This window comes from Acinetobacter sp. Root1280, from assembly GCF_001425285.1.
Lineage (GTDB): Bacteria > Pseudomonadota > Gammaproteobacteria > Pseudomonadales > Moraxellaceae > Acinetobacter > Acinetobacter guillouiae.
Genome location: NZ_LMED01000001.1, coordinates 122,054 through 143,090, shown reverse-complemented (window position 1 = coordinate 143,090; position 21,037 = coordinate 122,054). Strand labels below are relative to the sequence as shown.

At 35.7% G+C, this 21,037-nt stretch carries 24 protein-coding genes, 1 tRNA gene and 1 pseudogene; 12 read left to right on the top strand and 14 right to left on the bottom strand.

Going from position 1 to position 21,037, the window contains the following annotated elements; all coding sequences use genetic code 11:
* Positions 1 to 22 precede the first annotated feature (22 nt).
* On the bottom strand, positions 23 to 2,767 hold the full coding sequence (locus ASC84_RS00665) for an autotransporter assembly complex family protein (protein WP_056510681.1): 2,745 nt from the start codon (positions 2,765 to 2,767) through the stop codon (positions 23 to 25).
* 175 nt (positions 2,768 to 2,942) lie between these two features.
* On the opposite strand from ASC84_RS00665, the gene ASC84_RS00660 reads away from it, so the two are divergent.
* Together ASC84_RS00660 and coq7 are read left to right on the top strand one after the other, a co-directional pair.
* Entirely contained in the window at positions 2,943 to 4,262 is a 1,320-nt protein-coding gene (locus ASC84_RS00660) for an MFS transporter (RefSeq protein WP_056510679.1), read from the top strand.
* A gap of 1 nt (position 4,263) precedes the next feature.
* Positions 4,264 to 4,899 carry a 2-polyprenyl-3-methyl-6-methoxy-1,4-benzoquinone monooxygenase gene (coq7, locus tag ASC84_RS00655; protein ID WP_004720993.1) on the top strand — a complete coding sequence of 212 codons (636 nt, stop codon included), beginning with the start codon at positions 4,264 to 4,266 and terminating at the stop codon, positions 4,897 to 4,899.
* A gap of 120 nt (positions 4,900 to 5,019) precedes the next feature.
* On the opposite strand, the gene ASC84_RS00650 is transcribed toward coq7, so the two are convergent.
* From ASC84_RS00650 to ASC84_RS00630, 5 genes are all read right to left on the bottom strand, one after another.
* Positions 5,020 to 5,544: a hypothetical protein gene (locus ASC84_RS00650; protein ID WP_056510676.1), complete on the bottom strand. Its 525-nt coding sequence runs from the start codon at positions 5,542 to 5,544 to the stop codon at positions 5,020 to 5,022.
* Positions 5,545 to 5,571: 27 nt separating this feature from the next.
* The gene (locus ASC84_RS00645) at positions 5,572 to 6,003 is read right to left on the bottom strand and encodes a 2-amino-4-hydroxy-6-hydroxymethyldihydropteridine diphosphokinase (protein ID WP_016539512.1); all 432 of its coding nucleotides are present in this window, start codon (positions 6,001 to 6,003) and stop codon (positions 5,572 to 5,574) included.
* Entirely contained in the window at positions 5,960 to 6,340 is a 381-nt protein-coding gene (folB, locus tag ASC84_RS00640) for a dihydroneopterin aldolase (protein ID WP_004720998.1), read from the bottom strand. The genes ASC84_RS00645 and folB overlap by 44 nt, the downstream gene beginning before the upstream one ends.
* Positions 6,341 to 6,447: 107 nt before the next feature.
* Positions 6,448 to 7,746 carry an AarF/ABC1/UbiB kinase family protein gene (locus ASC84_RS00635; protein ID WP_004721001.1) on the bottom strand — a complete coding sequence of 433 codons (1,299 nt, stop codon included), beginning with the start codon at positions 7,744 to 7,746 and terminating at the stop codon, positions 6,448 to 6,450.
* Positions 7,747 to 7,785: 39 nt separating this feature from the next.
* On the bottom strand, positions 7,786 to 8,568 hold the full coding sequence (locus ASC84_RS00630; RefSeq protein WP_056510673.1) for a HesA/MoeB/ThiF family protein: 783 nt from the start codon (positions 8,566 to 8,568) through the stop codon (positions 7,786 to 7,788).
* 299 nt (positions 8,569 to 8,867) lie between these two features.
* Between ASC84_RS00630 and ASC84_RS00625 the strand changes: the two genes are divergently transcribed.
* Both ASC84_RS00625 and ASC84_RS00620 read left to right on the top strand, forming a co-directional pair.
* Entirely contained in the window at positions 8,868 to 9,341 is a 474-nt protein-coding gene (locus tag ASC84_RS00625; protein WP_004721004.1) for an Lrp/AsnC family transcriptional regulator, read from the top strand.
* Between the two features lie 164 nt (positions 9,342 to 9,505).
* Positions 9,506 to 9,979, top strand: coding sequence for a GrpB family protein (locus tag ASC84_RS00620; RefSeq protein WP_056510671.1), 474 nt, complete (start codon positions 9,506 to 9,508; stop codon positions 9,977 to 9,979).
* A 54-nt stretch (positions 9,980 to 10,033) separates the two neighbouring features.
* On the opposite strand, the gene ASC84_RS00615 is transcribed toward ASC84_RS00620, so the two are convergent.
* The gene (locus tag ASC84_RS00615; protein ID WP_056510667.1) at positions 10,034 to 10,783 is read right to left on the bottom strand and encodes a YebC/PmpR family DNA-binding transcriptional regulator; all 750 of its coding nucleotides are present in this window, start codon (positions 10,781 to 10,783) and stop codon (positions 10,034 to 10,036) included.
* Between the two features lie 106 nt (positions 10,784 to 10,889).
* Positions 10,890 to 11,453 (bottom strand): 1-acyl-sn-glycerol-3-phosphate acyltransferase, encoded by a 564-nt coding sequence (locus ASC84_RS00610; RefSeq protein WP_056510664.1) that lies wholly within the window; start codon positions 11,451 to 11,453, stop codon positions 10,890 to 10,892.
* Between the two features lie 745 nt (positions 11,454 to 12,198).
* Between ASC84_RS00610 and ASC84_RS00605 the strand changes: the two genes are divergently transcribed.
* The 3 genes from ASC84_RS00605 (at position 12,199) to ASC84_RS00595 (ending at position 14,645) form a co-directional block, all read left to right on the top strand.
* Entirely contained in the window at positions 12,199 to 12,627 is a 429-nt protein-coding gene (locus ASC84_RS00605) for an MAPEG family protein (RefSeq protein ID WP_056510661.1), read from the top strand.
* 466 nt (positions 12,628 to 13,093) lie between these two features.
* Positions 13,094 to 14,200 (top strand): OmpW family protein, encoded by a 1,107-nt coding sequence (locus ASC84_RS00600; RefSeq protein WP_056510659.1) that lies wholly within the window; start codon positions 13,094 to 13,096, stop codon positions 14,198 to 14,200.
* Between the two features lie 211 nt (positions 14,201 to 14,411).
* The gene (locus tag ASC84_RS00595; RefSeq protein ID WP_004721027.1) at positions 14,412 to 14,645 is read left to right on the top strand and encodes a DUF2171 domain-containing protein; all 234 of its coding nucleotides are present in this window, start codon (positions 14,412 to 14,414) and stop codon (positions 14,643 to 14,645) included.
* Positions 14,646 to 14,760: 115 nt separating this feature from the next.
* Here the strand turns inward: ASC84_RS00595 and ASC84_RS00590 are convergent, their stop codons facing one another.
* Both ASC84_RS00590 and ASC84_RS22865 read right to left on the bottom strand, forming a co-directional pair.
* The gene (locus ASC84_RS00590; RefSeq protein WP_227515070.1) at positions 14,761 to 14,997 is read right to left on the bottom strand and encodes a hypothetical protein; all 237 of its coding nucleotides are present in this window, start codon (positions 14,995 to 14,997) and stop codon (positions 14,761 to 14,763) included.
* Between the two features lie 473 nt (positions 14,998 to 15,470).
* Positions 15,471 to 15,638 carry a hypothetical protein gene (locus ASC84_RS22865; protein WP_004721030.1) on the bottom strand — a complete coding sequence of 56 codons (168 nt, stop codon included), beginning with the start codon at positions 15,636 to 15,638 and terminating at the stop codon, positions 15,471 to 15,473.
* Between the two features lie 311 nt (positions 15,639 to 15,949).
* On the opposite strand from ASC84_RS22865, the gene ASC84_RS22860 reads away from it, so the two are divergent.
* The gene (locus tag ASC84_RS22860; protein ID WP_004721032.1) at positions 15,950 to 16,096 is read left to right on the top strand and encodes a hypothetical protein; all 147 of its coding nucleotides are present in this window, start codon (positions 15,950 to 15,952) and stop codon (positions 16,094 to 16,096) included.
* 403 nt (positions 16,097 to 16,499) lie between these two features.
* Here ASC84_RS22860 and ASC84_RS23535 read toward each other — a convergent pair.
* A pseudogene (locus ASC84_RS23535) lies at positions 16,500 to 16,692 on the bottom strand (integrase); the annotation flags it as partial.
* Positions 16,693 to 16,840: 148 nt separating this feature from the next.
* On the opposite strand from ASC84_RS23535, the gene ASC84_RS00580 reads away from it, so the two are divergent.
* A tRNA-Ile gene (locus ASC84_RS00580) sits at positions 16,841 to 16,917 on the top strand.
* A 508-nt stretch (positions 16,918 to 17,425) separates the two neighbouring features.
* Here the strand turns inward: ASC84_RS00580 and ASC84_RS00575 are convergent.
* Together ASC84_RS00575 and ASC84_RS00570 are read right to left on the bottom strand one after the other, a co-directional pair.
* Positions 17,426 to 18,175 (bottom strand): HNH endonuclease, encoded by a 750-nt coding sequence (locus ASC84_RS00575; protein ID WP_056510657.1) that lies wholly within the window; start codon positions 18,173 to 18,175, stop codon positions 17,426 to 17,428.
* Positions 18,172 to 19,413 carry an AAA family ATPase gene (locus ASC84_RS00570; RefSeq protein ID WP_056510654.1) on the bottom strand — a complete coding sequence of 414 codons (1,242 nt, stop codon included), beginning with the start codon at positions 19,411 to 19,413 and terminating at the stop codon, positions 18,172 to 18,174. The genes ASC84_RS00575 and ASC84_RS00570 overlap by 4 nt, the downstream gene beginning before the upstream one ends.
* 329 nt (positions 19,414 to 19,742) lie before the next feature.
* Here ASC84_RS00570 and ASC84_RS22855 point away from each other — a divergent pair, with 329 nt between their 5' ends.
* Both ASC84_RS22855 and ASC84_RS00565 read left to right on the top strand, forming a co-directional pair.
* Complete coding sequence (locus ASC84_RS22855; protein ID WP_171252518.1) at positions 19,743 to 19,901, top strand: hypothetical protein; 159 nt, start codon at positions 19,743 to 19,745, stop codon at positions 19,899 to 19,901.
* Positions 19,902 to 19,913: 12 nt separating this feature from the next.
* A complete protein-coding gene (locus ASC84_RS00565) occupies positions 19,914 to 20,135 on the top strand; it encodes a helix-turn-helix transcriptional regulator (RefSeq protein WP_050598865.1) in 222 nt (73 codons plus the stop codon).
* A gap of 4 nt (positions 20,136 to 20,139) precedes the next feature.
* Here ASC84_RS00565 and ASC84_RS00560 read toward each other — a convergent pair whose 3' ends face one another.
* Positions 20,140 to 20,394 carry a helix-turn-helix domain-containing protein gene (locus tag ASC84_RS00560; protein ID WP_056510651.1) on the bottom strand — a complete coding sequence of 85 codons (255 nt, stop codon included), beginning with the start codon at positions 20,392 to 20,394 and terminating at the stop codon, positions 20,140 to 20,142.
* 113 nt (positions 20,395 to 20,507) lie between these two features.
* On the opposite strand from ASC84_RS00560, the gene ASC84_RS00555 reads away from it, so the two are divergent.
* Positions 20,508 to 21,023: a hypothetical protein gene (locus ASC84_RS00555; RefSeq protein WP_056510649.1), complete on the top strand. Its 516-nt coding sequence runs from the start codon at positions 20,508 to 20,510 to the stop codon at positions 21,021 to 21,023.
* Positions 21,024 to 21,037 lie beyond the last annotated feature (14 nt).

Genomic DNA, 21,037 nt, shown 5'->3' with positions numbered 1-21,037 from the left:
ATTCTCTTATATTTTTAGTTAATTAAAGTTGTGAACCAATAAAGAAGTGCAGTCGAATTGGGCGAGCAGGATCTGAAACACCTGATGCAACATCAATTCGAATCGGACCAATTGGTGACTTCCAACGGATTCCTAAGCCTAAGCTATATTGGGTATCGTTACTAAATGATTTATCGTAAGCATTACCAAAGTCACTGAATATTGCGCCACGCCAACCCTCTTTAAATTGGTAATTGTATTCCAATGAACCGACAGCCAAACCTTGACCACCGACTTTATAGCCATATTCCGTTGGGGATAGACTCTTATAATCGAAGCCTCGCAAACTCTGATCCCCACCAGCAAAATATCTTAAATTATAAGGAACTTGTTCAAAATCTTTTGCAAAAATATAGCCGACATTCAAACCACCAACCACCTGATGATTATCATTTTGACCAAATGAATATAAGCCTTTCCAATCTGCACTGGTGATCGCCATATCCGTATCTGAAAGTAAAGATTTACTGCCAAGTTGAATTTTATAACTTTGCTTATATCCGCGTGTTGGGTTGATCCGATTATCACTGGTTGTTTTGGTTGCTTCATAACCCAACAACAATGACTGCTGTTCTTGATTTGAACCAGGAATTAAAAAAGCATCAGGAATATTGGCAATATCTACAGGACCATTTTGAGTAACACGGTCTAAGCGGTAACGCACACCAAGAATATGCTGCCACTCTTTTCTTGAACCTTTAATAATACGGTCTACCCCGGCTACCGCAGACTCAATAACCAAATCCATGTCATTACCAATACCATCACGGGTTTCTCGTTCATAACCCGCAACCAAACTGAAGTAATCATTTAATGGATGTTTATAAGGAATGTTATAGCGAGCATCAATCGCTTGACGAATTTGTGACAATTCCATATTGGCATCAAAAGAATGCCCTAAGTGGTTAACAATCGCACGTCTATATTGGCTACGTAAACGTACCCCTGTATCGGTCCCATAACCAATACCTGTCTCTAAACTGTTTAAGCGATCCGCATTTAAAGTCACAATCACAGGAATCTTTTTATTCTCACGTGCCTGATCTTTTAATAGATCATCATCAGATTCTTTTTCTTTCTGCTGCGCTTGAAGCTGCTTTAAGTTCGGATTGACCTCTTCACCTTGCGTTCCCGCAAACTGATTTTCATTGACCACATTTTGAGTCACTTCTTTATCTGACAAATGTGCTTTATCGGCATTGGTTTGCGCAGACAATGTTGTTTCAGTGATTTTTTGCTGATCTACTAAGGCTTGCAGATCAGCAGGAAGCTCAAGTGGTTTTACAATTGCATCCGGTTTAATCGCATCAACCAAGGTATAGTTAAAATAACGTGAGTTGGTTAAGTTATTGGCCAAACCATTGACACGCCATGCGGTGTAATCTGCACCATCTTCCCACGGCGCTAAGGTTTTTAAGATTTTTAAATCGATTGGGAGCGGCTTAGAAGGATCACTCATTCTGAACTCTACATCTTCGAGTTTATAACGATCGCCCGTTTCGTATTTTAAATCAATTTTGGCTTTGTTTTGTGGTTGTTCAACTTTGACATCATGTAAACGCCAATAACCATCAAAAAATCCATTATTCGATGCTGCATCTACTATTCGGCTTTTGGTAGATTCATAAGCACCATGATTGAGAATATCACCTTCTTCTAAATCAGGAAGTACGCCAATAACTTGGAACTGTGCCAGTTTAGAGCCAGCCCCTGTAAACTCAATATTTTGTTCAGCCACTTTGACTGGATCATGTGGAGTGACTTTAACCCCTAAATGAGTATCATCAATTTTAGTAAACTTGAATTCTGCATTGTAATAACCTACTGCTTGGGCAGCCTGTACCGCCAATGTTCTTAACTGTGGCACCGAGCCATTAAAATCAGAATATGCTTCTTGGGTAAAGGTTCCTAATTTTGCTTTTAAGTTAGTTGCAAGAACCGTAGGCGCACCTGTTACGGAAACACCGATTTTTGGAATAGGTACACCGTTGTCTTGCGGTCCACGTATTTTATTGACTAAACTTTTAAAGAAACCAGGTTTAGCTTTTTCTTCATCAGTATTGCTCTGTGTATTATCAACCAAGGTTTTACCCGATTGATTTTCCTCTACAGAAATTTTATTGTCTGCACGAATAGTTTGTATAAGCTGATCGACATTGACTGGCGCTTGCGTAATTTCATTCAATTCTTGCTGGGTCGCATTAGTCACTTCAACTTGAGGTGCTTTGGTCACCCCATTACGAAAATTCTGTGCATCCGTTTTTGCATCTTCTGCAACTTTATAAATTTCATTTGCTAAAGACTGATCCACAGCAACAGCGGGTAACTCTTCAAGATCTTCAAATTGGATCGGCTTAAAATCATCTTGCACCCCCATATTTTTTTCTTGTTGTTCAAGCATTTTAACGCTATCGACTTGATCAGTTTGTTGAGCTTGTTGAATTTTCTGATCTAACTGGTCGATCTTTTCGTTGGGTACGCCTTGTTGAATGGCCGCTGATTCTAATTGTTCTTGAGTATTGCTGATTTTTTCAGAACTTGTACTGATGGTTTCAGAGCTTGATGGCAAGTTCTGATTGCTTTGTATTTGATCGGCATAACTGACAGGGATCGCAAAAACACTTAAAAAAACACTTGAACATATCAGTTTATTGATATGATAACGGTCAAAGTGTAAATGTACACTATGTGAAAGCACAGATTTTTTAAAATTAATTTTTGCTGGCATACCAAGCTCGAATGACCTAAATTTATTTGTAGAAAGATCAATTATTAAAAATCTTTCAAATACCCAAACCAATTGGTTTTACACATGATTTAAGTTAAAAACATGATACATGATTTTGAGAGATAGTTACCATTTCAACACATTTCTTATATATAACTAAATGAAGTCGTCTACAATGGAAAAAAATGAGCATATTTTAGGGACAAGACGTTTTTTACCGATGTTCCTTACCCAGTTTTTTGGCGCCCTGAATGATAATGTTTATAAACAATCATTATTACTCGTCATTACCTATGGTTGGATTCATCATCAGTCTGCCAATATCAGTACACTCAACAATCTCGCTGCGTTACTGTTTATTCTACCCTATTTCATCTTCTCTGCGACCGCAGGTCAAATTGCAGATAAATACGAACGCTCATTTTTAGTCCGAAGTATTAAAATTTTAGAAATCATCATCATGCTGATCGCCTCAGCAGGTTTTTTATTGGGTAATCTTTGGATTTTACTCTTCGCCTTATTTTTAATGGGCACGCATAGTACTTTTTTTGGGCCAATCAAATATGCGATTTTGCCTGAAATTTTAAAACCCAATGAACTGATGTCTGGTAATGCCCTGTTTCAGTCAGGCACATCCATTGCGATTCTAATTGGGATGATTTTAGGCGGCGCAGTCATTTCGCTGTCACAAGGCAATATGATCTGGATTTGCTTAACCATCGTATCTATTGCAGTAGTAGGTTATTTATCCAGTCGTTTTGTCCTTAAACAATCTACTTCAAATGAAGACTTAGAGATCGATTGGAATTTCTTTCGTACCAGTTTCCAAACCATCCGCTATGCTAAAAGTTTACCGTTAATTTTTATCGTACTTTTAGGCAATTCTTGGTACTGGTTTTATGGTGCAACTTATCTCACACAAATCCCGCAGTTAACACAGCAAAACCTACATGCCAATGAAAATGTTGTTAGTTTATTGCTTACATTTTTTTCTGTCGGCATTGGCGTAGGTTCGTTACTGTGCCGTAAAATTGGCGGTGCAGAAGTGAATATCAAAATGGTACCACTTGGTGCGATTGGCTTAACACTATTTGCGCTTTATTTAGCAGGCAGTTTGGCCTTTGTTCCAGAACGAACAGGTGATCTGATTGCAATTTCTGATATGTTTAATTCAGGGGCAATTTATTATCATGTCATGCTTGCGGTGACCTTATTGGGTATAAGTGGAGGTTTTTATATCGTTCCACTTTATGCCATGATGCAAGCCTATGCCCCTAAATCACACCGTGCACGTGTGGTTGCGGCAAACAACATTTTTAATGCAATATTCATGGTTTCATCGGCAATTTTTTCTATTCTCATCTTAAGTATTTTGAAAATAGATATTAAAATCTTATTCTGTATCACAGCTGTGCTGAGTGCTATTTTTAGTACTTGGTTATTAATTCGTTTAAAACCATTAATAGCGACAACTCAGGTTTCTTTGGAGGACTAATATGCGTCAATATACTGGCATCGATAAATTGATCAATTCATTTGACCAAGCTTTAAGAAGTTTAGTACCTGGTGCAACTTCAGCACAAAGAAGCAATCCGTCCAATGCAGTTGAAACCAAACTGGCTGTCAGTGAAGCACGCCATGTTGCAGGCTTAATGCGCGTCAACCATAGTGGTGAAGTCTGTGCTCAAGCGCTTTATCATGGGCAAGCATTAACGGCCAAACTTCCAAATGTACGTCGTGAAATGGAATTTGCAGCAATTGAAGAACAAGATCATTTGGCTTGGTGTGAAGATCGTTTAAAAGAGCTCGACAGTCATACCAGTTTGCTGAATCCTGTATGGTACGGTCTTTCTTTTGGTATGGGTGCGCTTGCAGGTATTGCAGGCGATAAATATAGTTTAGGTTTTGTGGCTGAAACTGAACGCCAAGTCAGTTTACATTTACAACACCATATCAGTCAGCTTCCAGCTCAAGACGAGCGCTCACGTAAAATATTGGTGCAGATGAATGAAGATGAACTGCATCATCGTGATACAGCATTAACTGCTGGTGGTGTAGAGCTGCCTATTCCAGTGAAGATCACCATGACTGCTATTTCTAAACTGATGACCAAGACCAGTTATTTTATCTAATTTATCTCACAGCATGATTTAACTGATTTACAAGCCCACTTGCTGGGCTTGTTTTTTAGCATTTTACTAAGTTCTGTTTAACCCACATTTTGATATAGAGATGTGGGTTAAAATAAAAAATTAGTCAGCAACACCCAAAAGTAATTTAGCTGTATTCGGTGGCAATTTTGCAGTTGCGACAGGCAATAAAGATGGATTGAGCGGATATTGAGTTCCATCAAATTTCAACATCACCTGCCCATGCTTTCGGCTATAAACCAGCACTTGCTTCCAACCATTATGCATATATGTTGTAGAGTAAACTGGCGTATCCACCAAGGTTGTTTTACTTAAAAAGTCAAACTGGTGATTAGATTTTCCTTGAAAGATCAGCATTGTACAACCACCAGACCCACACCAATCTTGCCCTTTTAAAAGCACGATGGCTTCATCTTGCCCATCTTGATTGAGATCATCAAATGCCACATCAAATAAAGCTTGATCTTGTGTATAAGCATTCACTTTTTGCTTAAGATTGTTATCCCGCTGTTGTAAGCTTTGCACTTCACTTACAGCTTGTACTGGTGTAACAGATTGTTCAGGTAAATGGCGACATGCACTAAATAAAAGCACACAACTGAATAATGCCAAGGGCTTAAAATACATTGTTTTTTAACCTATTTATTTTAAAGACTATAAAATGATAACTGGAAATTGATCTGCGGAATGTTTGAATAATGCATCTTCCCAAAGATCAGACATCGGCACTTTAACATCCAACGCCAATGGTAGTTTCTTTGGATTAAATTGCATTGCAGTTAAATGAGATCCCCATGCAATGAGATCAATATCCAAGGAAATTTGATGTGATGGGCGTACACGACCTGAGTCTGCTTCCATCTTTTTTAATAAAGATAGCATTTCATCTACAGACAGCTGGCTTTGAACCAAACATGCAGCATTCCAATAATCTGCACCAATTCCATCACGGCATGGAATTAAATAGATTGGAGAAAATGACACCATTCCCAAATGGGCAATCTGAGCAAATGCTTTTTGAAAATTTTGTTGTGGATCGCGATTACTCGCTAGAGCTAGGGCGAATATCATTTCGGTGTCGTTCAAGACGAATTCCTACAGAATTTGCTTGCGGGATAATGGCAGGCTTACGGATCGTAATCATAATCGATTCAATAGGCGGAAAGGTAGAGAAAAGCGTATTCAACACCAATTTGGCTGCATGTTCGATCAATTTTGGCGCAGCATCCTGAATCACTTTGGCAGAAATTTCACAAATTTCAGCATAGTTCAACGTATCGACCAATTCATCTGAGTTAGACGCTTGTTCTAAACTGGTTTGAATGTGGAGATCCAACATTAAAGGTTGGATAATTTGCCGTTCCCAATTGAAGCAGCCAATCACCGTCTCAACTTTCAACCCTTCAATGATAATTGCATCCATGACGTTTATAAATTCTCAATTTAAATAAAAAATGCCCTTTTAAAAAGGGCCAAGTAAGATTTTACAATCAAACTCAGCCAGCTTTTCACAAAGGGGAAACATCTATATCAATGTTTTAACAGCGACACAGGATCAATATTTTGCACCATCTGTAAACGTTGGTCAGCATAAATATCGGTATATGGCGCAAGGACACGCATAAAACGATCAAAATAGAGCATTTGCTTAAATAATAAGGCAAAGTCACGAGGGAAACGAATACCATGACGCTCGCCCACACCCACCATATCCATCATGATGTCATTTAAATCAGATGGGTTTGACGTCATAATTTTTTGTGGATCCGCAAGCAGTACACCACTAAATAAACGTTCTAAATCTTCTGCCAAAACCTGAGTGTCGACTTGAGTACTGGTCATGCCCATACCCAACATATTTTCAGCCATCAACTTGTAATCAGTCTTTTGCAAAGCATCCATAAATGCCATACATGCTTGCCAAACTTCAGGTTTTAACTGTCCAACGATACCAAAATCAATAAAACCAATACGGCCATCTTCAAGCAACATCAGATTACCTGCATGCAAATCAGCATGGAAAGACTGGCATAACATCAAACTACCAAACCAAGTATTCATGGCGGTAATCAGCACTTGAGATGGATCTTTCGCAACCTTTCTCACCACATCAAAATCAGTCAGTGGCACACCATACAAGCGTTGCATGGTAAGTACACGACGTGTTGAAAATTGATGATAGACCTTTGGTGCTGTTGCTGCAGTGTTTTGCGACACATTGAGATAATTCACAAAATCATCTAAATTTTGTGCTTCTTCAATAAAATCAACTTCACGTACCATCCGTGTTTTAATTTCATCAACAATATCGGCTAATGAAGCGAATTTTACTTTTGGAATTGCTTTTTCCAACACCTTTGTTGCCCAATGCAATACATTTAAATCGGTATAAAGAATAGTTTCTACACCTGGTTTTTGCACTTTAATTACAACATCTTCACCGGTCACCAATTTGGCCGCATGAACCTGAGCAATGGACGCTGAAGCAAGAGGCTTTTCATCGATGGATGCAAAGATTTCACTTAAATTACGTCCAGCAAATTCTTGTTCCAACACGTCTTGAACATAGCTAAAAGGTAAATAAGGCGTTTGATCTAAACAGCCTTGAAACTCTTCAACATATTCACGAGGAAATAAAGATGGTGTACTGGCAATAAATTGACCCAATTTAATATAAGTTGAGCCTAATGATTCAAAAGTTTCACGCATCAGTTTGGCATTACTTGGTTTTTCAGTGGCGTATTTAATGCCAGCTTTGGCTGCGATAACGGCAGTTTCCCCAACTCGGGCAACTGAACGCAGACCATCTAAAAAGATATTATTTTTCATAATGTCAACATTAAATTGAATTTGTATAAGTGTAGCAAATTAATCAGCATTTGCAGTATGGCTTGCCTGACAGTTTGTACAATCTCTATCTTTTTCAAAGGCTAAAATTCGTTGTTTCATTGTTAATCCATCCCAAAGCATCAGTTTTTGTTTCAATGGGGTTTTTGCTAAACCTAAATATAGAAGTGCATGATGTGCCTGTAAACTTGCCATGACATTGGGTGTGGTGGCCAATACACCTGAATCAGCACAACGTAGACTTTCATTATGTTGTTGCGCTTTGGAAAATAAGCATTCATAACAAGCTGAGTCACCTTCAATCATAAAAAGCTGACCTTGGAAACCAATCGCAGATGCACTAATCAGCGGGATATGCAGCTGGGTACAGATGTGGTTCACCAGATAACGGGTAGTAAAATTATCGCAACCATCTAAGACTAAATCTTGCTGAGCAATCAATGCCTGCGCATTATTTTCATCCAATTTACTGGTATAGCTTTCTACTTGGATAAAAGGATTAATTGTTTGCAATCTCTTGGCCAAGATCTCCGATTTATAAAACCCGACATCTTGCGCAATATAGGCAATTTGTCTTTGTAAATTACTGATTTCTACAGTATCAGCATCGATCAGACTAATTTTTCCAACACCTGCACGCGCCAACAATTCGGCAGTGGTACACCCTATTCCACCGCAACCAACAATCAGCACATTGGCGAGTTTTAATTTTTCCTGTGCCTCAATATCCCAACCATCCAGCAGAATTTGACGGGAATAGAGATGCATTTCAGATTCGGTAAGTTCTAGATCGTGTTCAAGCATTGGTGGATAAACTTTTCAATTTTAATCAGTATAAAGTAAAAATTTTATAGAGGAGCAATAACTAAAAATAATCTTTAATCCTTTGGCTTAAGTTTTAGCAATTCGCTCAATGTTTTCAACAGGTCATTTGCAAAATCATCATGATATGGTTCAACACAGAATACAGTTAGACTTAAACTCATTCCTTTTCTATAACCTAGCATTTTATGATATTTATTCTCAAAAATGATTCAAATATTGAAAAACTATAAAAATCAATCTACATTAATACAGAAAATTTTTTCAAGCTGGATAAAAATATGGAATTGGATCGTTACGACAAACAAATTTTAGAAATTTTAACCCATGAAGACATCAATCTAAATGAATTGTCAGAACGTATTAACCTGTCGGTAAGTTCTGTCCATCGTCGTATCAAACACTTGATCGAAACCGATATCATGACCAATCTAAAGCGTGATATTAATTTTGAAAAATTAGGCTTTAAATTACATGTCATTTTACAAATTTCCCTAAGTAAACATGATACTGATACCTTTGCTAAATTTTTAGAAGAACTCGAAAACATCCCTGAAGTGATTAACGCCTTTTTAGTGACTGGGCAAACTGCTGATTTCCTTGTAGAAGTTATCGCAAAAGATATGGAGAATTACAGTGAAATTTTACTCAAACGTATTGGTAAAATTGAGCACGTGGTTGCACTACATTCAAGCTTTGTGATTAAAGAATATAAACGCGTGTTTAATTGTACTGGCCTACTCAATCGAATTTAAATTATGTATTGAGTCCGTTTAGTTTCCACACGATGAATAGAATGGACTTAAAAGTTTACGAAGCAAAGCTACTCTCATTGGTCTTAAACATTGGTTTTATGATGTTTTAAATAAGTAGAATTTAAAAATCAAAGATATCATATTGTATTTGAATGGATCTTTTTATGAGATTTTATTTAGCCGAAGAATATCAACCACTATGTCATGCACGGTTTGCGTATTATCAAACTCAAATCAAAGCACTTTTAACCAATGCAGAGATTGAGCACATTGGCGCCTCTTCGATTCCAAATGCAATCTCTAAAGGAGATTTAGACATTTATATTGCAGTGGATCAATCTGAATTTAATGATGCAATTCAAAAACTTTATGGCTTAAATTTTCAAGAAAAATTAGCAACACTGAGAACGGATCAACTGTGTATGTTGGAATCGCTCAATGGTGATGATGTCGCCTTTCAACTGGTTGTCAAAGGTTCTGAATTTGAGTCATTTATTAAGTTTAGAGATCAACTCAGGCAATCGCCTGAACTAGTGCAAACGTACAATAATCTAAAAAAGCGTTGTGAAAATTTAGATATGATCGATTATCGGATTGAAAAAAATAAATTTATTTCCGCTGTTTTAAATCAGCAATAAATTCTCTCAATAAAAAACGCACCCAAAGGTGCGTTTTATCAACTCAAATCAGACTTAACTGTCTAATTCAGCCAATACTTCATCTGTGAATTCAACGTTAGTATATACGTTTTGAACATCATCAAGATCTTCAAACATATCAATCATTTTCACAATGAGTTTTGCTTGATCCACATCAGCAATCAATGCTTTTGTTGATGGGCTCATAACCACTTCTGCATTATCAGATTTTAAACCAGCAGCAGTCAAAGCATCTTGTACATCACCAAAACTTTCTGGTGTAGTGATTACTAAGATTTCATCTTCGTTCACTTCGATATCTTCAGCACCAGCTTCCAAAGCCACGTCCATGATTTTATCTTCCAAAGAAACATCTTCAAAAGTAATCTCACCACGTTTGGTAAACAAGTATGCCACTGAACCCGCAGTACCTAAGTTACCATTGGTTTTAGAAAAACAATGACGTACATCAGGCACAGTACGATTAAGGTTATCTGTCATGGTTTCTACGATAACCGCAACACCACCCACACCATAACCTTCATAAGTGACTTCTTTTAAGTCATCGTTATCTTCACCACCAGCACCACGTTGGATAGCACGGTTGATCGTGTCACGTGTCATATTCACTGAAAGTGCTTTTTCGACAACAGCACGTAGACGAGGGTTACTTCCCATATCAGGACCGCCAAGTCTTGCTGCTGTGGTTAATTCACGAATATATTTGGTAAAGACTTTACCACGACTTGCATCTTGTTTTGCTTTACGATGCTTAATATTGGCCCACTTGGAATGACCCGCCATGCGAAATATGCTCCTGTAGATTGGCTTTATGCCATATCAAATTGCGACAATTCTACCATAAGCACTTTTTTATGAGAAAGTGCTTATTTTTTAGATTTAATGCAAATTAAGAATTTTTTGCTTCAGGAATCACAATATCGAGCCCTGTATGTTCTTTATATAGACGTTTAATTTCTGCTAAGTCTTGATCTAGATCTGTTGGGTAAATTTTTCCAAAGATCCCGCCCTGTTTTGTTTTGGAGTTTGCATACATCAAAACAATAGGAACACCGGCTGCTTTTGCGATATGCCAAAAACCAGTACGGATCGGTTTACGTGCTTGCCCACGTTCTGCGCGAGTCGCTTCTGGCGCAATCACCAAATTAAATTCTTCATTACTCTGAAACAGATCAACCATTTGTGAAACGATGTCTTTGTTTGACTTACGGTCTACAGGAATACCACCAATTTTTTCTAAAATCGGTTTTAAAGGACCTTTAAATAATTCTTTTTTAATTAAAGTATGGATTTTAATGTCATGAATTTGAAAAATTGCCAATGACAACACAGCATCCATCATGGATGTATGTTCAAAACCGATGATGACTTGTTTTTTTTCTAATACACTTTGATCAACTTCATATGACCAACCTGAGAGCTTAAAAGTAAGTTCTCCCAACATCTTTTTCATAAATACCTGACATCATAAAATCATAATTTGCGAATTGTCCGAGTAAAAGCTTAAAAAGACAATCTCTATTGTGCTTATTTTTTACATTTGTATATTTATTTTTGTCATTTTAAACACTTGTTTTGCTACACCGAAATGTATGCTTAAAATAGAAAATCGTTAAACTCACCAATATCATCTAACTTCCTCTAGAACAAAAATATAAATTTTTCATAAAAAACATCCATATAAATCATAATCTCAATAATAAGACTCAAATCAATATTTTTATCTTGTCAAAATCATTTAGACTTTAGTCTTAATTGCGCCATAAGCTCAAAATTTTACCTGCAAAAGGATTGCAATATGTTGATGCCTCTCTTTGGCGTAAGTGCCTTAGTCTTTGTTTTGATTTGCACATGGAGCATATTTGAAATTTATTTAGAAAAACGAAAAAAGTAACACTGCATACTATTCCCGCTCAATAGCCATAAATCTGACTAGATCATCGTATACCGCAACACATTCAGCAACAGCTCTCACTGACTCAAAACTTAGATGATTGTTAGACCCCCCTGATTAATTTTCAATTGTGGTTAAGTTTCTAATCATTCATTTTTATTTTACCTCCCCTCCAAAAATTAAATCAGAGCCATCAAGCATTAAAACTGCTTCTAAAAAATTTCGCTCGACAAAGTTTAAAAATCACTTTAAATAGATACACTTAATTAAATACATCTAAAGCATATAAAATAAATGGGGATCTATGAATAATCTACTACATATCTATGCATTTTGTGTGGTTTTGCTTTTTTTTAAAATGCTTGTAATCTCTTGTTATCAAGGATTTTATCGTATAAAGAATAAAGCGTTTAAAAATGCCGAAGATGCTAATTTTGTCAGTGTCCAAGCCCGACTCGAAGAGCTGCCACAAGTAACCAGAGCCAGCCAAGCTTGGGCAAATGATTTAGAAAATATTCCCGTGTTTTGGGTGTTTGGAGGGCTTTGTATTGCATTAAACCTAAGTAGTGATTTTATTGTCTGGATCTTTTGTATTTTTACGATTGCAAGAATCACACATACAATCACCTATCTCAGTGCAATGCAACCATGGCGCAGTATTTCTTATGCTGTTGGAATAATCTGTCTTATTATTTTGGCGATTCAAATCATAATCACATGTATTGGATTTTAAATAAATGCAAATCAATAGGCATTAACTGATCATTTTATGCTTTATTCGCTATTTTATAATAGTTAATTTCTTTATAATTTGTATTTTATAGTTGGAAAAATAATACAACTTATATCGATAATTCACCAAAATATTCTATGAATAATAATTAAATTTAGATTTACTAATCTATGCTGTAATTTTTTTAATATAATCAAAAGTAAAGTAAATTTATCAAAAAGTAAAACTATGTCACTATTTTGTAATACTTTATTTATATGAAAAATATACTTAAAAATACATTATTTCCAAACAACTCTATGATTTTATGTTTTTTATATTACTTTTCAATCATTATTAATTAACTTTTAAGTCTTAATGCTATTTTTAAATTAGAGTTTTTACTCTACTTATTAGTTGTTTTATGTAATTTTAATAATCTCATTGTCAAGAAGACAGTGATTGTATTTAAAAAGGATGAATTCAAGTGAAAACAAAAAAGATCTTTCAAAAAGCCATCGTTACAACCTCACTCTTTTGTATAGCGGGAATAAGCCAAGCTGAAGATTTTAAACGCTTCTCGGTTTCTTCAGGTTGGTTACATATGTCATCAATGGGGAAAGCACAACCTTTTAGGATTAATACCTCTGTGGGTAATGGTACCAAAGCTGCTGTGGGTGTAATTTCAGGCCAAACCATTTTAAATAATGTCGATCAATCTCGTATTGATGCGATGGATCCCAACCTAATTAGCTTGCTCAATGCGCCAAGTAATGAAGAAGGACGATATTTATTTGATGACCTGCTGGATGTAATCATGGCAGACGACCCAACCTTAATCGACCAATTAACAGGAATTGCTGAAATCAATGGGATTGCTCACTGGTCAGCGGATGCTGGTTTGGAAGTTGAGGATGTAGACACATTAGGTATGATGTTTACTTATAATGTCACCGACAATGTTGCTGTTCAATTGATTGCAGGGATTCCACCAAAAGTTGATCTAAAAGGGAAAGGTACTGTCTATGCGCCCTTTTCAGCATCATCTCAGCCACTTCAGGGCTTAGTAGGCGATTTGTATTTAAAAAACAATCTTTTGATTACAGATTTGGATAGTTATAATACTGCTGCATCTGCTAGAGCCTGGACGCCTGCCATACAAGCGCAGTACTATTTTGGTAAATCGGGTGTCAATAAGTTCAGACCATTTGTAGGTGCTGGTTTAATGTATGCCTACTTCAACGAGATTGAAATCAATTCAGGAATTGAAAATGATTTGATACGTGCTGGACATATGATTCAAAACATTCATGATGGTAAAGCAGGTGCTTCTTTAGAAGGAAAGCCATCGAGCGGCAACATGAAAGTTAAAGTAGATGCAACTGATGCCATTGCTCCGATTGTTACTGCTGGTTTTACCTATGACTTTAAACAAAACTGGTTTGCTACAGCCTCTATTTCTTATGCGAAGTTAGACAATACGGCAACCATTACTGTCCTAAACACCAACAACAATGCAAAGCTCATTCAGGCTAAAACTAAAATTGAGATCGACCCACTGATCACTTACCTTGGTGTAGGTTATCGTTTCTAAGTTTATCTGTTAAAACCTGAAGCCATTACAGTTACTTAAATACTGTAATGGCTTCATTTATAATTAATTTCAAAAAATTACCATGTATAAAATTTAATTCATTAAGTAATTATTTTGGATGTCTTGTAGCCTTTTCATTTCAGACCAAGACTCACCTACCTATTTCATATAAGGTAAATATTCAAATCACATTTCAATAGGAAAGTATCAAATGACTTCTATCAATGTTGAAAGTATTAAGAATCATGCCGATGTTATTGCGTCTTGTGGAACCAAAGTTGGTGAGGTAGATCACCTTGTGGGAGCAGACCAAATCAAACTGACCAAACATGGAGATGGACATCACCATCTCATCCCAACATCTTGGGTTGGTGAGATAAAAGGCGAAAAAGTGATCTTAACTAAAGATTCTCAAGAGGTTAAAGACACTTGGCTAGAAGTATAGATTTGGCCTATTACAACTGAGTTTTATTCAATTTATGTGTGTCACGTTCTGAAGTAAATTGACACTTATTCCATATAAAACGCTCGATGAGTTTCATTGAGCGTTTTATATTTGATTAAATCTTATTTTTTAAGACTTTCGTATCTTCATCCAATCTTAATTGGCGTTGTCTTTCGCCTTCATTGATAAGATCGAGGCGTTTGCCCCAGTATTGAATTGCATATTGATATTTTGCAAAAAATGCAAAAAACATAAAGGTTAAGGCTGGACCTAAAACAATTTTATCTGCTTGACCTATGAATTTCTCATAGATCGCCATGCCGAGCGCACAAAAGGTTAAAACCATAAACATAAAGAAGCTAAATTTTAAAAAATTATCGAAGCTTTTACCTTTAAACATAATCAAGAATACATATCATTATCATTTGATAGCTTATTATAGGAGATAGGATCTAATTTTCAAGTGATCACTATTGGTTTTGTATTGATGGCTTTGTATTGATATTGAGCAACCTTATTTCTGATTTAGATCCTTCATCAATCATTGTATTTTGATTGGCATGCTGATCTAAGAACTTGCTTTTTAAAATCTGTCTAATAAATTACACTTTGATATTCGCTCGGTTTGCATGTTGATATATTTTCTATTCTAGAATTTATGAGTAGTAATATGGGTAATGAATAACGGCGTAATGTTTTAAATAACGAGCACAGATAATCCTATAGGCAAACTTTAAAAATCATCTTTATAACTCTATTATTTAATTTTTCAAAGTTAGCAGTTTATTTAACAAATAAAAAATCCACCGAGGTGGATTGAATCAGCTAAGAGTGGCGTAATTTTTTCCCACCTCCATCCTGCTTATTTACGGTCGCCCAAGCAATACGTTGTGCATCTTCATCCGAACGGCCTTGTTTTTTCTCACTTTCATAAATATGTTGGGCTTGTCTTTTCTGCTTTGCTGTATATGCAGATTTATCTCCTATAGGCATAATCACGTCTCCATATAACGATAAATATAAGGATTATCTTTATAACATGGATTATTTTATTCGCTGTTTAGTGTTGTAAGTTCTTGTGAATTTGAGTCATGCTTATTTATTTTAACTCAATATAGAATACCAATTAACACTATGTTTTTATTTTTAAAATAACTAACCCTTATTTTAAAGTATCATTTCATTTAATACTTAAAATTTCACTTAATCTACATTGATCACTTTTTAACAACATTTATTCACACAGTATTGATGAGATTAGTCCACCATATAAATTAATCACTTGATAAATCTTAGAGGTTAATATGCAACCTGATAACAACCCATCAACAGCTCAAGAAAGATCAGAAAAAGCACAAGAAAAGCGTAGAATCCCAAAATATATTTTACTCATAGTGGGTCTATTTTTGCTTGCGATTGTGATCTATATGCTTGCGAGTTGGCAAGGCTAAGTTAGAGTAATTTGCAGCTATTTTTATAAGCTTAGCGTTTTAAAAATGTTTAAAGCAGATTAAGAAAAGCAAGGTGTTTCCTTGCTTTTCTAATAGTGAATTTAATTAAAATCCTATTTAAAATAAAAAATCTTAAATTAAGATGCTAATCACACTTCCAAATACCGCCCTCTTTTTAAACGATCTATTTTTGATTGTATAGTCTATGATTGATCTTGCTTGAAAAGACTCTAAATTGAGGTAATCCATAAAAACTTCGTTTGCTCTAGCTACTGTAGACTTCTTCTTCTCGATATTTAATTGTTGTTGCTGCTCTGATATTTTTGCTTTTTCTCTGGGTTGGGATTTATCCCTTATGCCATTTGCAGCAATTTTCTCTCTACCAATTCATACGCTTAGTCTAGATCGATATTTCCATATAATCCGAAGTTGAGCAAATAGATCGACTGAGAACTTTCTTTTCAGCGATATAAGTTTTATCGCTGTTATTTACACGTACAACAAAGCCAATCAACTTATTGTCTCGATAAATCGCAGATCTAAGCTCCAATTGATCAATAAATGTCTTTTGTCAGCTTTACTCTTGGTGTTGACATATATAGAATCTCTAGCTGTCGCAATGCTAAATACTATATCAAGCTATTCTCTACAGTCTACTTGTAAAAAAACTTGATAAACTCTAAAATCTTAGATAGTATTGCACACGTTCCAAGTAGTTGATAATTAATCAATTCACTTGATGAAGGGCCTGTAGCTCAGTTGGTTAGAGCAGCGGACTCATAATCCGTTGGTCCCCAGTTCAAGTCTGGGTGGGCCCACCAAATTTAACCTCGTAACTCTTTGAGTTATGAGGTTTTTTAATGCCTGCTATTCTTAGACCATCGGATTTTACGGTCTATTTTGTGGTCCATCCGTTCAATAGTCCGATGGTCTATTTCCCACTTTTAATCAAGTTCCTCCCCCATTCAACGTTTTCTAGCACTTCGGCTTTCCACTCGATATACGATGAAGATGAATCTTCTACGATGAATACCATCGAGGCGTAAAGCGAGTGGAAAACGATTAGGCTTGGGGGGATTTTGACTTTCGGCTGTTTGACCTTTTTCCCCTATATGCATAGGCGATTTCTAATTGATGTATGGGGAGTTTTCTATAAAGGTATTTATCTTGTGTAGAAACTGATTGAATAAAAATTTTAGCATTTAGATGATTGCTAGTTTTACTGATATCAGAACTAGGATAGAACTTCTGATTAAACCCTGTGTAAGCGGTTTAATCAGAAGTCCTGAAAATTATATATAATATCTTTTTGTGGTACTCCCACATAAGCTAAACTTGAGAAGCATCATGTTCTTTCAATAGGGACTCAGCTTGAGCAAAGATTTCGCTTTTACTTATCATTTGGTTGCAAAAAAACGAGTACTGAGAATTTGGACGTCTAAGATCATTCATAATATCAATTGAGTTTTGTAGTAACTGAATTTTTCTTTTTTTGTTGGGTTGAGTCTTAGCTTCATTGTAGTCCTGTATTGCTGTTTTAACATTTGATTCGTATGTCTTAAATTGAACCAGCAAATCTGCAAAAGGTCGCCAGATTCGCATTCCGCTTAAACCACATACTTCAATAGTTTTATTTCCCTTCTCATTTTTACCTTTTAATTCAATATCATCAATTTCTAAATAATCCTCAGGGTTGTCATCATAAGGATTTATGATTGGCTCACTCAACGTGTCATGATCATCTTTAGCACCATTACATTTTCTACAACTTGGTAAAAAATTAGTCCACTCAAACGCTTGGTGAGGATATAACGACTTTGGATTAAAATGTTCGACCTCAATATTGCCACTATCTGCGGGAAAAGATTCACAGAATGCACATTTATTTGAAGTAGTACTAAATAAAATATCTTTTATATCTTGATGACGGTAATGTACCAACGCTGCGTCTTTAGTAGGTTTTGGAATATCTTTATAACTCCCATGTTCAGTAACAAGGGCTAGTAAGTTATCAGTCCATTTTTTTTGATTATCAACTAATATTTGCGGCACTTTTTCAATTCGGGAAAGCTTTATCATTGGTTCAACTCCAACGATGCCATCTTCATTTTTAAAACTTGTAAAATTGTGTCATCAGAATGAGTAATAGTTGCAAGAGATTCCATTAAACCTCTAAGCTCTTGTTTATCTTTTTTATTATAAGCTTCTAACGCATCTGCAATTAATCGTTCATAGTCTTTATTTACAAGACTTTTAACCCCCATTACATCTTCTAAAATTTGGTCAGTACTCCAACCAGAATATGTTTTAGCACTTGGTCCAAAGAAATATTCCGTTACTCCAGTTTTTCGATCCATGATAATAACTTCACCTGCTTTTGCTGAAGCCAATAAATGAGGAGAATGAGTTGTAACGATAAACTGAAGGTTAGGGAATAGAGCTACTAAACCATCACGTATGTTAAACTGCCATTCAGGATGCAAATGTAAGTCCAATTCATCAATTATGACAGTACCATAAGCATGCTGAATATTTTTAGCACCTTCAACATTTGTTTTTTCAATCCATTCAATAATATTTCCAATAATTGAAAATATTGCTTGAAAACCAGCAGATAATTCCTCTAAATAACACTCTTGATTATATAGGGTAAATATTGGCTCTAAATCTCTCTCAATTTTCACAAATTTAAAATTACTACCAAATGGTGCGATTTTTGGTAAGTTCTCTAAAAGTAAATTCCAATTTTCTTTTTCTTCCCAAGCCCAATCTTTTCCGATGATAAAGTATCTATTTATAAGCCATTGTTTTACATCTGAAATATTGGATTCGATTCCTCTGCTAGAATACTGTTGCCTTAAAGACTCAACATTAGTTTCTTCTCTTTTAATTCCATCGACTTCTATATAATCAATACTTCTTTTAGTGCCAATGAATAGTGGGAAAATTTTATTTTCAGGTGTAATGTTACTTGGAGTGTATGCTGTGTAACTTGTTTCTCCTTCAACTGAGGGCAAATTATAAGTATATAAACTTATTCTCCGATAGCTATTTGTATTCTGAAAAGTATTTTTTCCTAAGCCTAGATAATAAAATCGATCATTTTTAAATACTTTAATATAAAATGAACTATCTTGATTTAATCTTGAAGATTGCCAACTATAATCTAAGCAATGATGTATCCCAACTAAAATGCTGCTCTTACCACAACCGTTAGGCCCTGTTATGAAATTGAATTTATCATTGAATTTCATAGAAATTTTTGAAAACTGTCTAAAGTTTTCCGCTTGGAATTTTGAAATATAATTTTGAGACACTTGGTTAAAATCTCTTATAGGTAAGTAATAGTAGATGATTTTACAATCAATACTTGTGCGTTTGAAGATAAATATAATTTTCTAACTATTTATGATGTAGTTTCCAATTAAAAGATATATCTTCTTTTGTCTAATGTAAAATTCTAGCTGGATGTCTAAGTATTTTTCATGTTTTGGTTTAAGGTGAACTAGCAGAACATAACTCAAATAATAACTGGAAAATACTTTCTCTGGACTCAATGAACTCAAAAAGCGAAACGCTAATATGTAGCTAAGCTATTTTCACACACATATTATTTTCATGGTCTTTAAGCACTATAGGAGTGACCATGAAAAAACATTATCCAAAACTTGAATCTGTATCTAAAGTCATCGGGACTCTTCCACATCCCCAATGTAAATCTATAGCCAAAGCGATTCGTGTCTGCAATGATAAAAAGACAGACTTACCAACAAAGCTTTGTGCTGTTGCTCTTGTGTTTATTTGAATGGGGAAATCGATGATTATCTTGCAACAATGGTTGACTGAGCAACGTCAGGCAAAAAACCTCAGTTTGGAACAATTGGCAGATCGGTTAAATAAACCATTTACCTATGTTCAGGATGTAGAAAGCGGAAAATATCAGTTGGATGTTGTGGAGTATTTATTCTACTGTAAAGCTTTAGACATTAACCCTAATCACGGAATTGAACTGATTCAATCAAATCTAACCTCAATCTAGACTCTCAGTCTTGAGACTCTAAGAGCATCTGTTCAATCAAAAGCAATCCATCTTGTGGATTAACACCTAGCTTGCGGCAATACCAAACATATTCAACCACATCTAAACGGCGTTCGCCTTGTTCAACTTTCTGAACAAACGAGTGTGGTTTATCCATGCGTTCTGCTAATGCGCGCATAGAAAAGTTTTGGTCCTGTCGTGCTTGCTTTAACCAGTTCGTCAAAGCCTGCATTTCTTTCGTATTGATACTTGCTGTCATGCGCTCATTATCGATACAATGTGGAGTGTACCCAAATCAGGTACAATGCTTTGATTTGGACTGTGGATTGATATTAAGTTATTACTTTATAAGCATATTTAAAGGAAAAATATATGGGGTTTTCTAATTTACTTAACTCCGCCTTGACAGCGGTAGCGACCTTTTCAGGTAATCCTGATGTACAACGTGTAGCAAACTCAGCCAATGATCTAGTTGTGTCTTATCAAACGCAGCAACAGCAAGCCATGGCTGAGCGTATATTGAAATCTCCAGATGGGATTATTCCAGTCACAGAAAAGGGAGTCACCGTATGGCGAGCATTGCAATATAACGGAAATGGTGAGGTTGTTGGCTTTTCTGACTTTAATAGTAAAGAGGAATATTTATTGTTAAAGCAACAAGAGCTCAAAGCACAACAATTGAAACAGCAACAACGTCAAGCAGAACAAGCGGAAGCTCAACGTAAGTATGCAACTCAACAGACCAAGAAACAAGGTGACGTATCCATCTCTGATATTGACGCCTATGGACAAACACTGGGCGGTTTAGAACGTGCGGTTATGGCTTGCGCAAAATATCGTGAAAATACACCGCCTTGGAACGACTGTATTTATCGTCAAGTGAATTAATTAAATCGTGAGAT

Coding starts and splice junctions, on each gene's coding strand:
- ASC84_RS00665 (WP_056510681.1), bottom strand. CDS start 2,767: ATGCCAGCAAAAATTAATTTTAAAAAATCTGTGCTTTCACATAGTGTA.
- ASC84_RS00660 (WP_056510679.1), top strand. CDS start 2,943: ATGGAAAAAAATGAGCATATTTTAGGGACAAGACGTTTTTTACCGATG.
- coq7 (WP_004720993.1), top strand. CDS start 4,264: ATGCGTCAATATACTGGCATCGATAAATTGATCAATTCATTTGACCAA.
- ASC84_RS00650 (WP_056510676.1), bottom strand. CDS start 5,544: ATGTATTTTAAGCCCTTGGCATTATTCAGTTGTGTGCTTTTATTTAGT.
- folB (WP_004720998.1), bottom strand. CDS start 6,340: ATGGATGCAATTATCATTGAAGGGTTGAAAGTTGAGACGGTGATTGGC.
- ASC84_RS00635 (WP_004721001.1), bottom strand. CDS start 7,746: ATGAAAAATAATATCTTTTTAGATGGTCTGCGTTCAGTTGCCCGAGTT.
- ASC84_RS00630 (WP_056510673.1), bottom strand. CDS start 8,568: ATGCTTGAACACGATCTAGAACTTACCGAATCTGAAATGCATCTCTAT.
- ASC84_RS00625 (WP_004721004.1), top strand. CDS start 8,868: ATGGAATTGGATCGTTACGACAAACAAATTTTAGAAATTTTAACCCAT.
- ASC84_RS00620 (WP_056510671.1), top strand. CDS start 9,506: ATGAGATTTTATTTAGCCGAAGAATATCAACCACTATGTCATGCACGG.
- ASC84_RS00615 (WP_056510667.1), bottom strand. CDS start 10,783: ATGGCGGGTCATTCCAAGTGGGCCAATATTAAGCATCGTAAAGCAAAA.
- ASC84_RS00610 (WP_056510664.1), bottom strand. CDS start 11,453: ATGAAAAAGATGTTGGGAGAACTTACTTTTAAGCTCTCAGGTTGGTCA.
- ASC84_RS00605 (WP_056510661.1), top strand. CDS start 12,199: ATGAATAATCTACTACATATCTATGCATTTTGTGTGGTTTTGCTTTTT.
- ASC84_RS00595 (WP_004721027.1), top strand. CDS start 14,412: ATGACTTCTATCAATGTTGAAAGTATTAAGAATCATGCCGATGTTATT.
- ASC84_RS00590 (WP_227515070.1), bottom strand. CDS start 14,997: ATGTTTATGGTTTTAACCTTTTGTGCGCTCGGCATGGCGATCTATGAG.
- ASC84_RS22865 (WP_004721030.1), bottom strand. CDS start 15,638: ATGCCTATAGGAGATAAATCTGCATATACAGCAAAGCAGAAAAGACAA.
- ASC84_RS22860 (WP_004721032.1), top strand. CDS start 15,950: ATGCAACCTGATAACAACCCATCAACAGCTCAAGAAAGATCAGAAAAA.
- ASC84_RS00575 (WP_056510657.1), bottom strand. CDS start 18,175: ATGATAAAGCTTTCCCGAATTGAAAAAGTGCCGCAAATATTAGTTGAT.
- ASC84_RS22855 (WP_171252518.1), top strand. CDS start 19,743: ATGAAAAAACATTATCCAAAACTTGAATCTGTATCTAAAGTCATCGGG.
- ASC84_RS00565 (WP_050598865.1), top strand. CDS start 19,914: ATGATTATCTTGCAACAATGGTTGACTGAGCAACGTCAGGCAAAAAAC.
- ASC84_RS00560 (WP_056510651.1), bottom strand. CDS start 20,394: ATGACAGCAAGTATCAATACGAAAGAAATGCAGGCTTTGACGAACTGG.
- ASC84_RS00555 (WP_056510649.1), top strand. CDS start 20,508: ATGGGGTTTTCTAATTTACTTAACTCCGCCTTGACAGCGGTAGCGACC.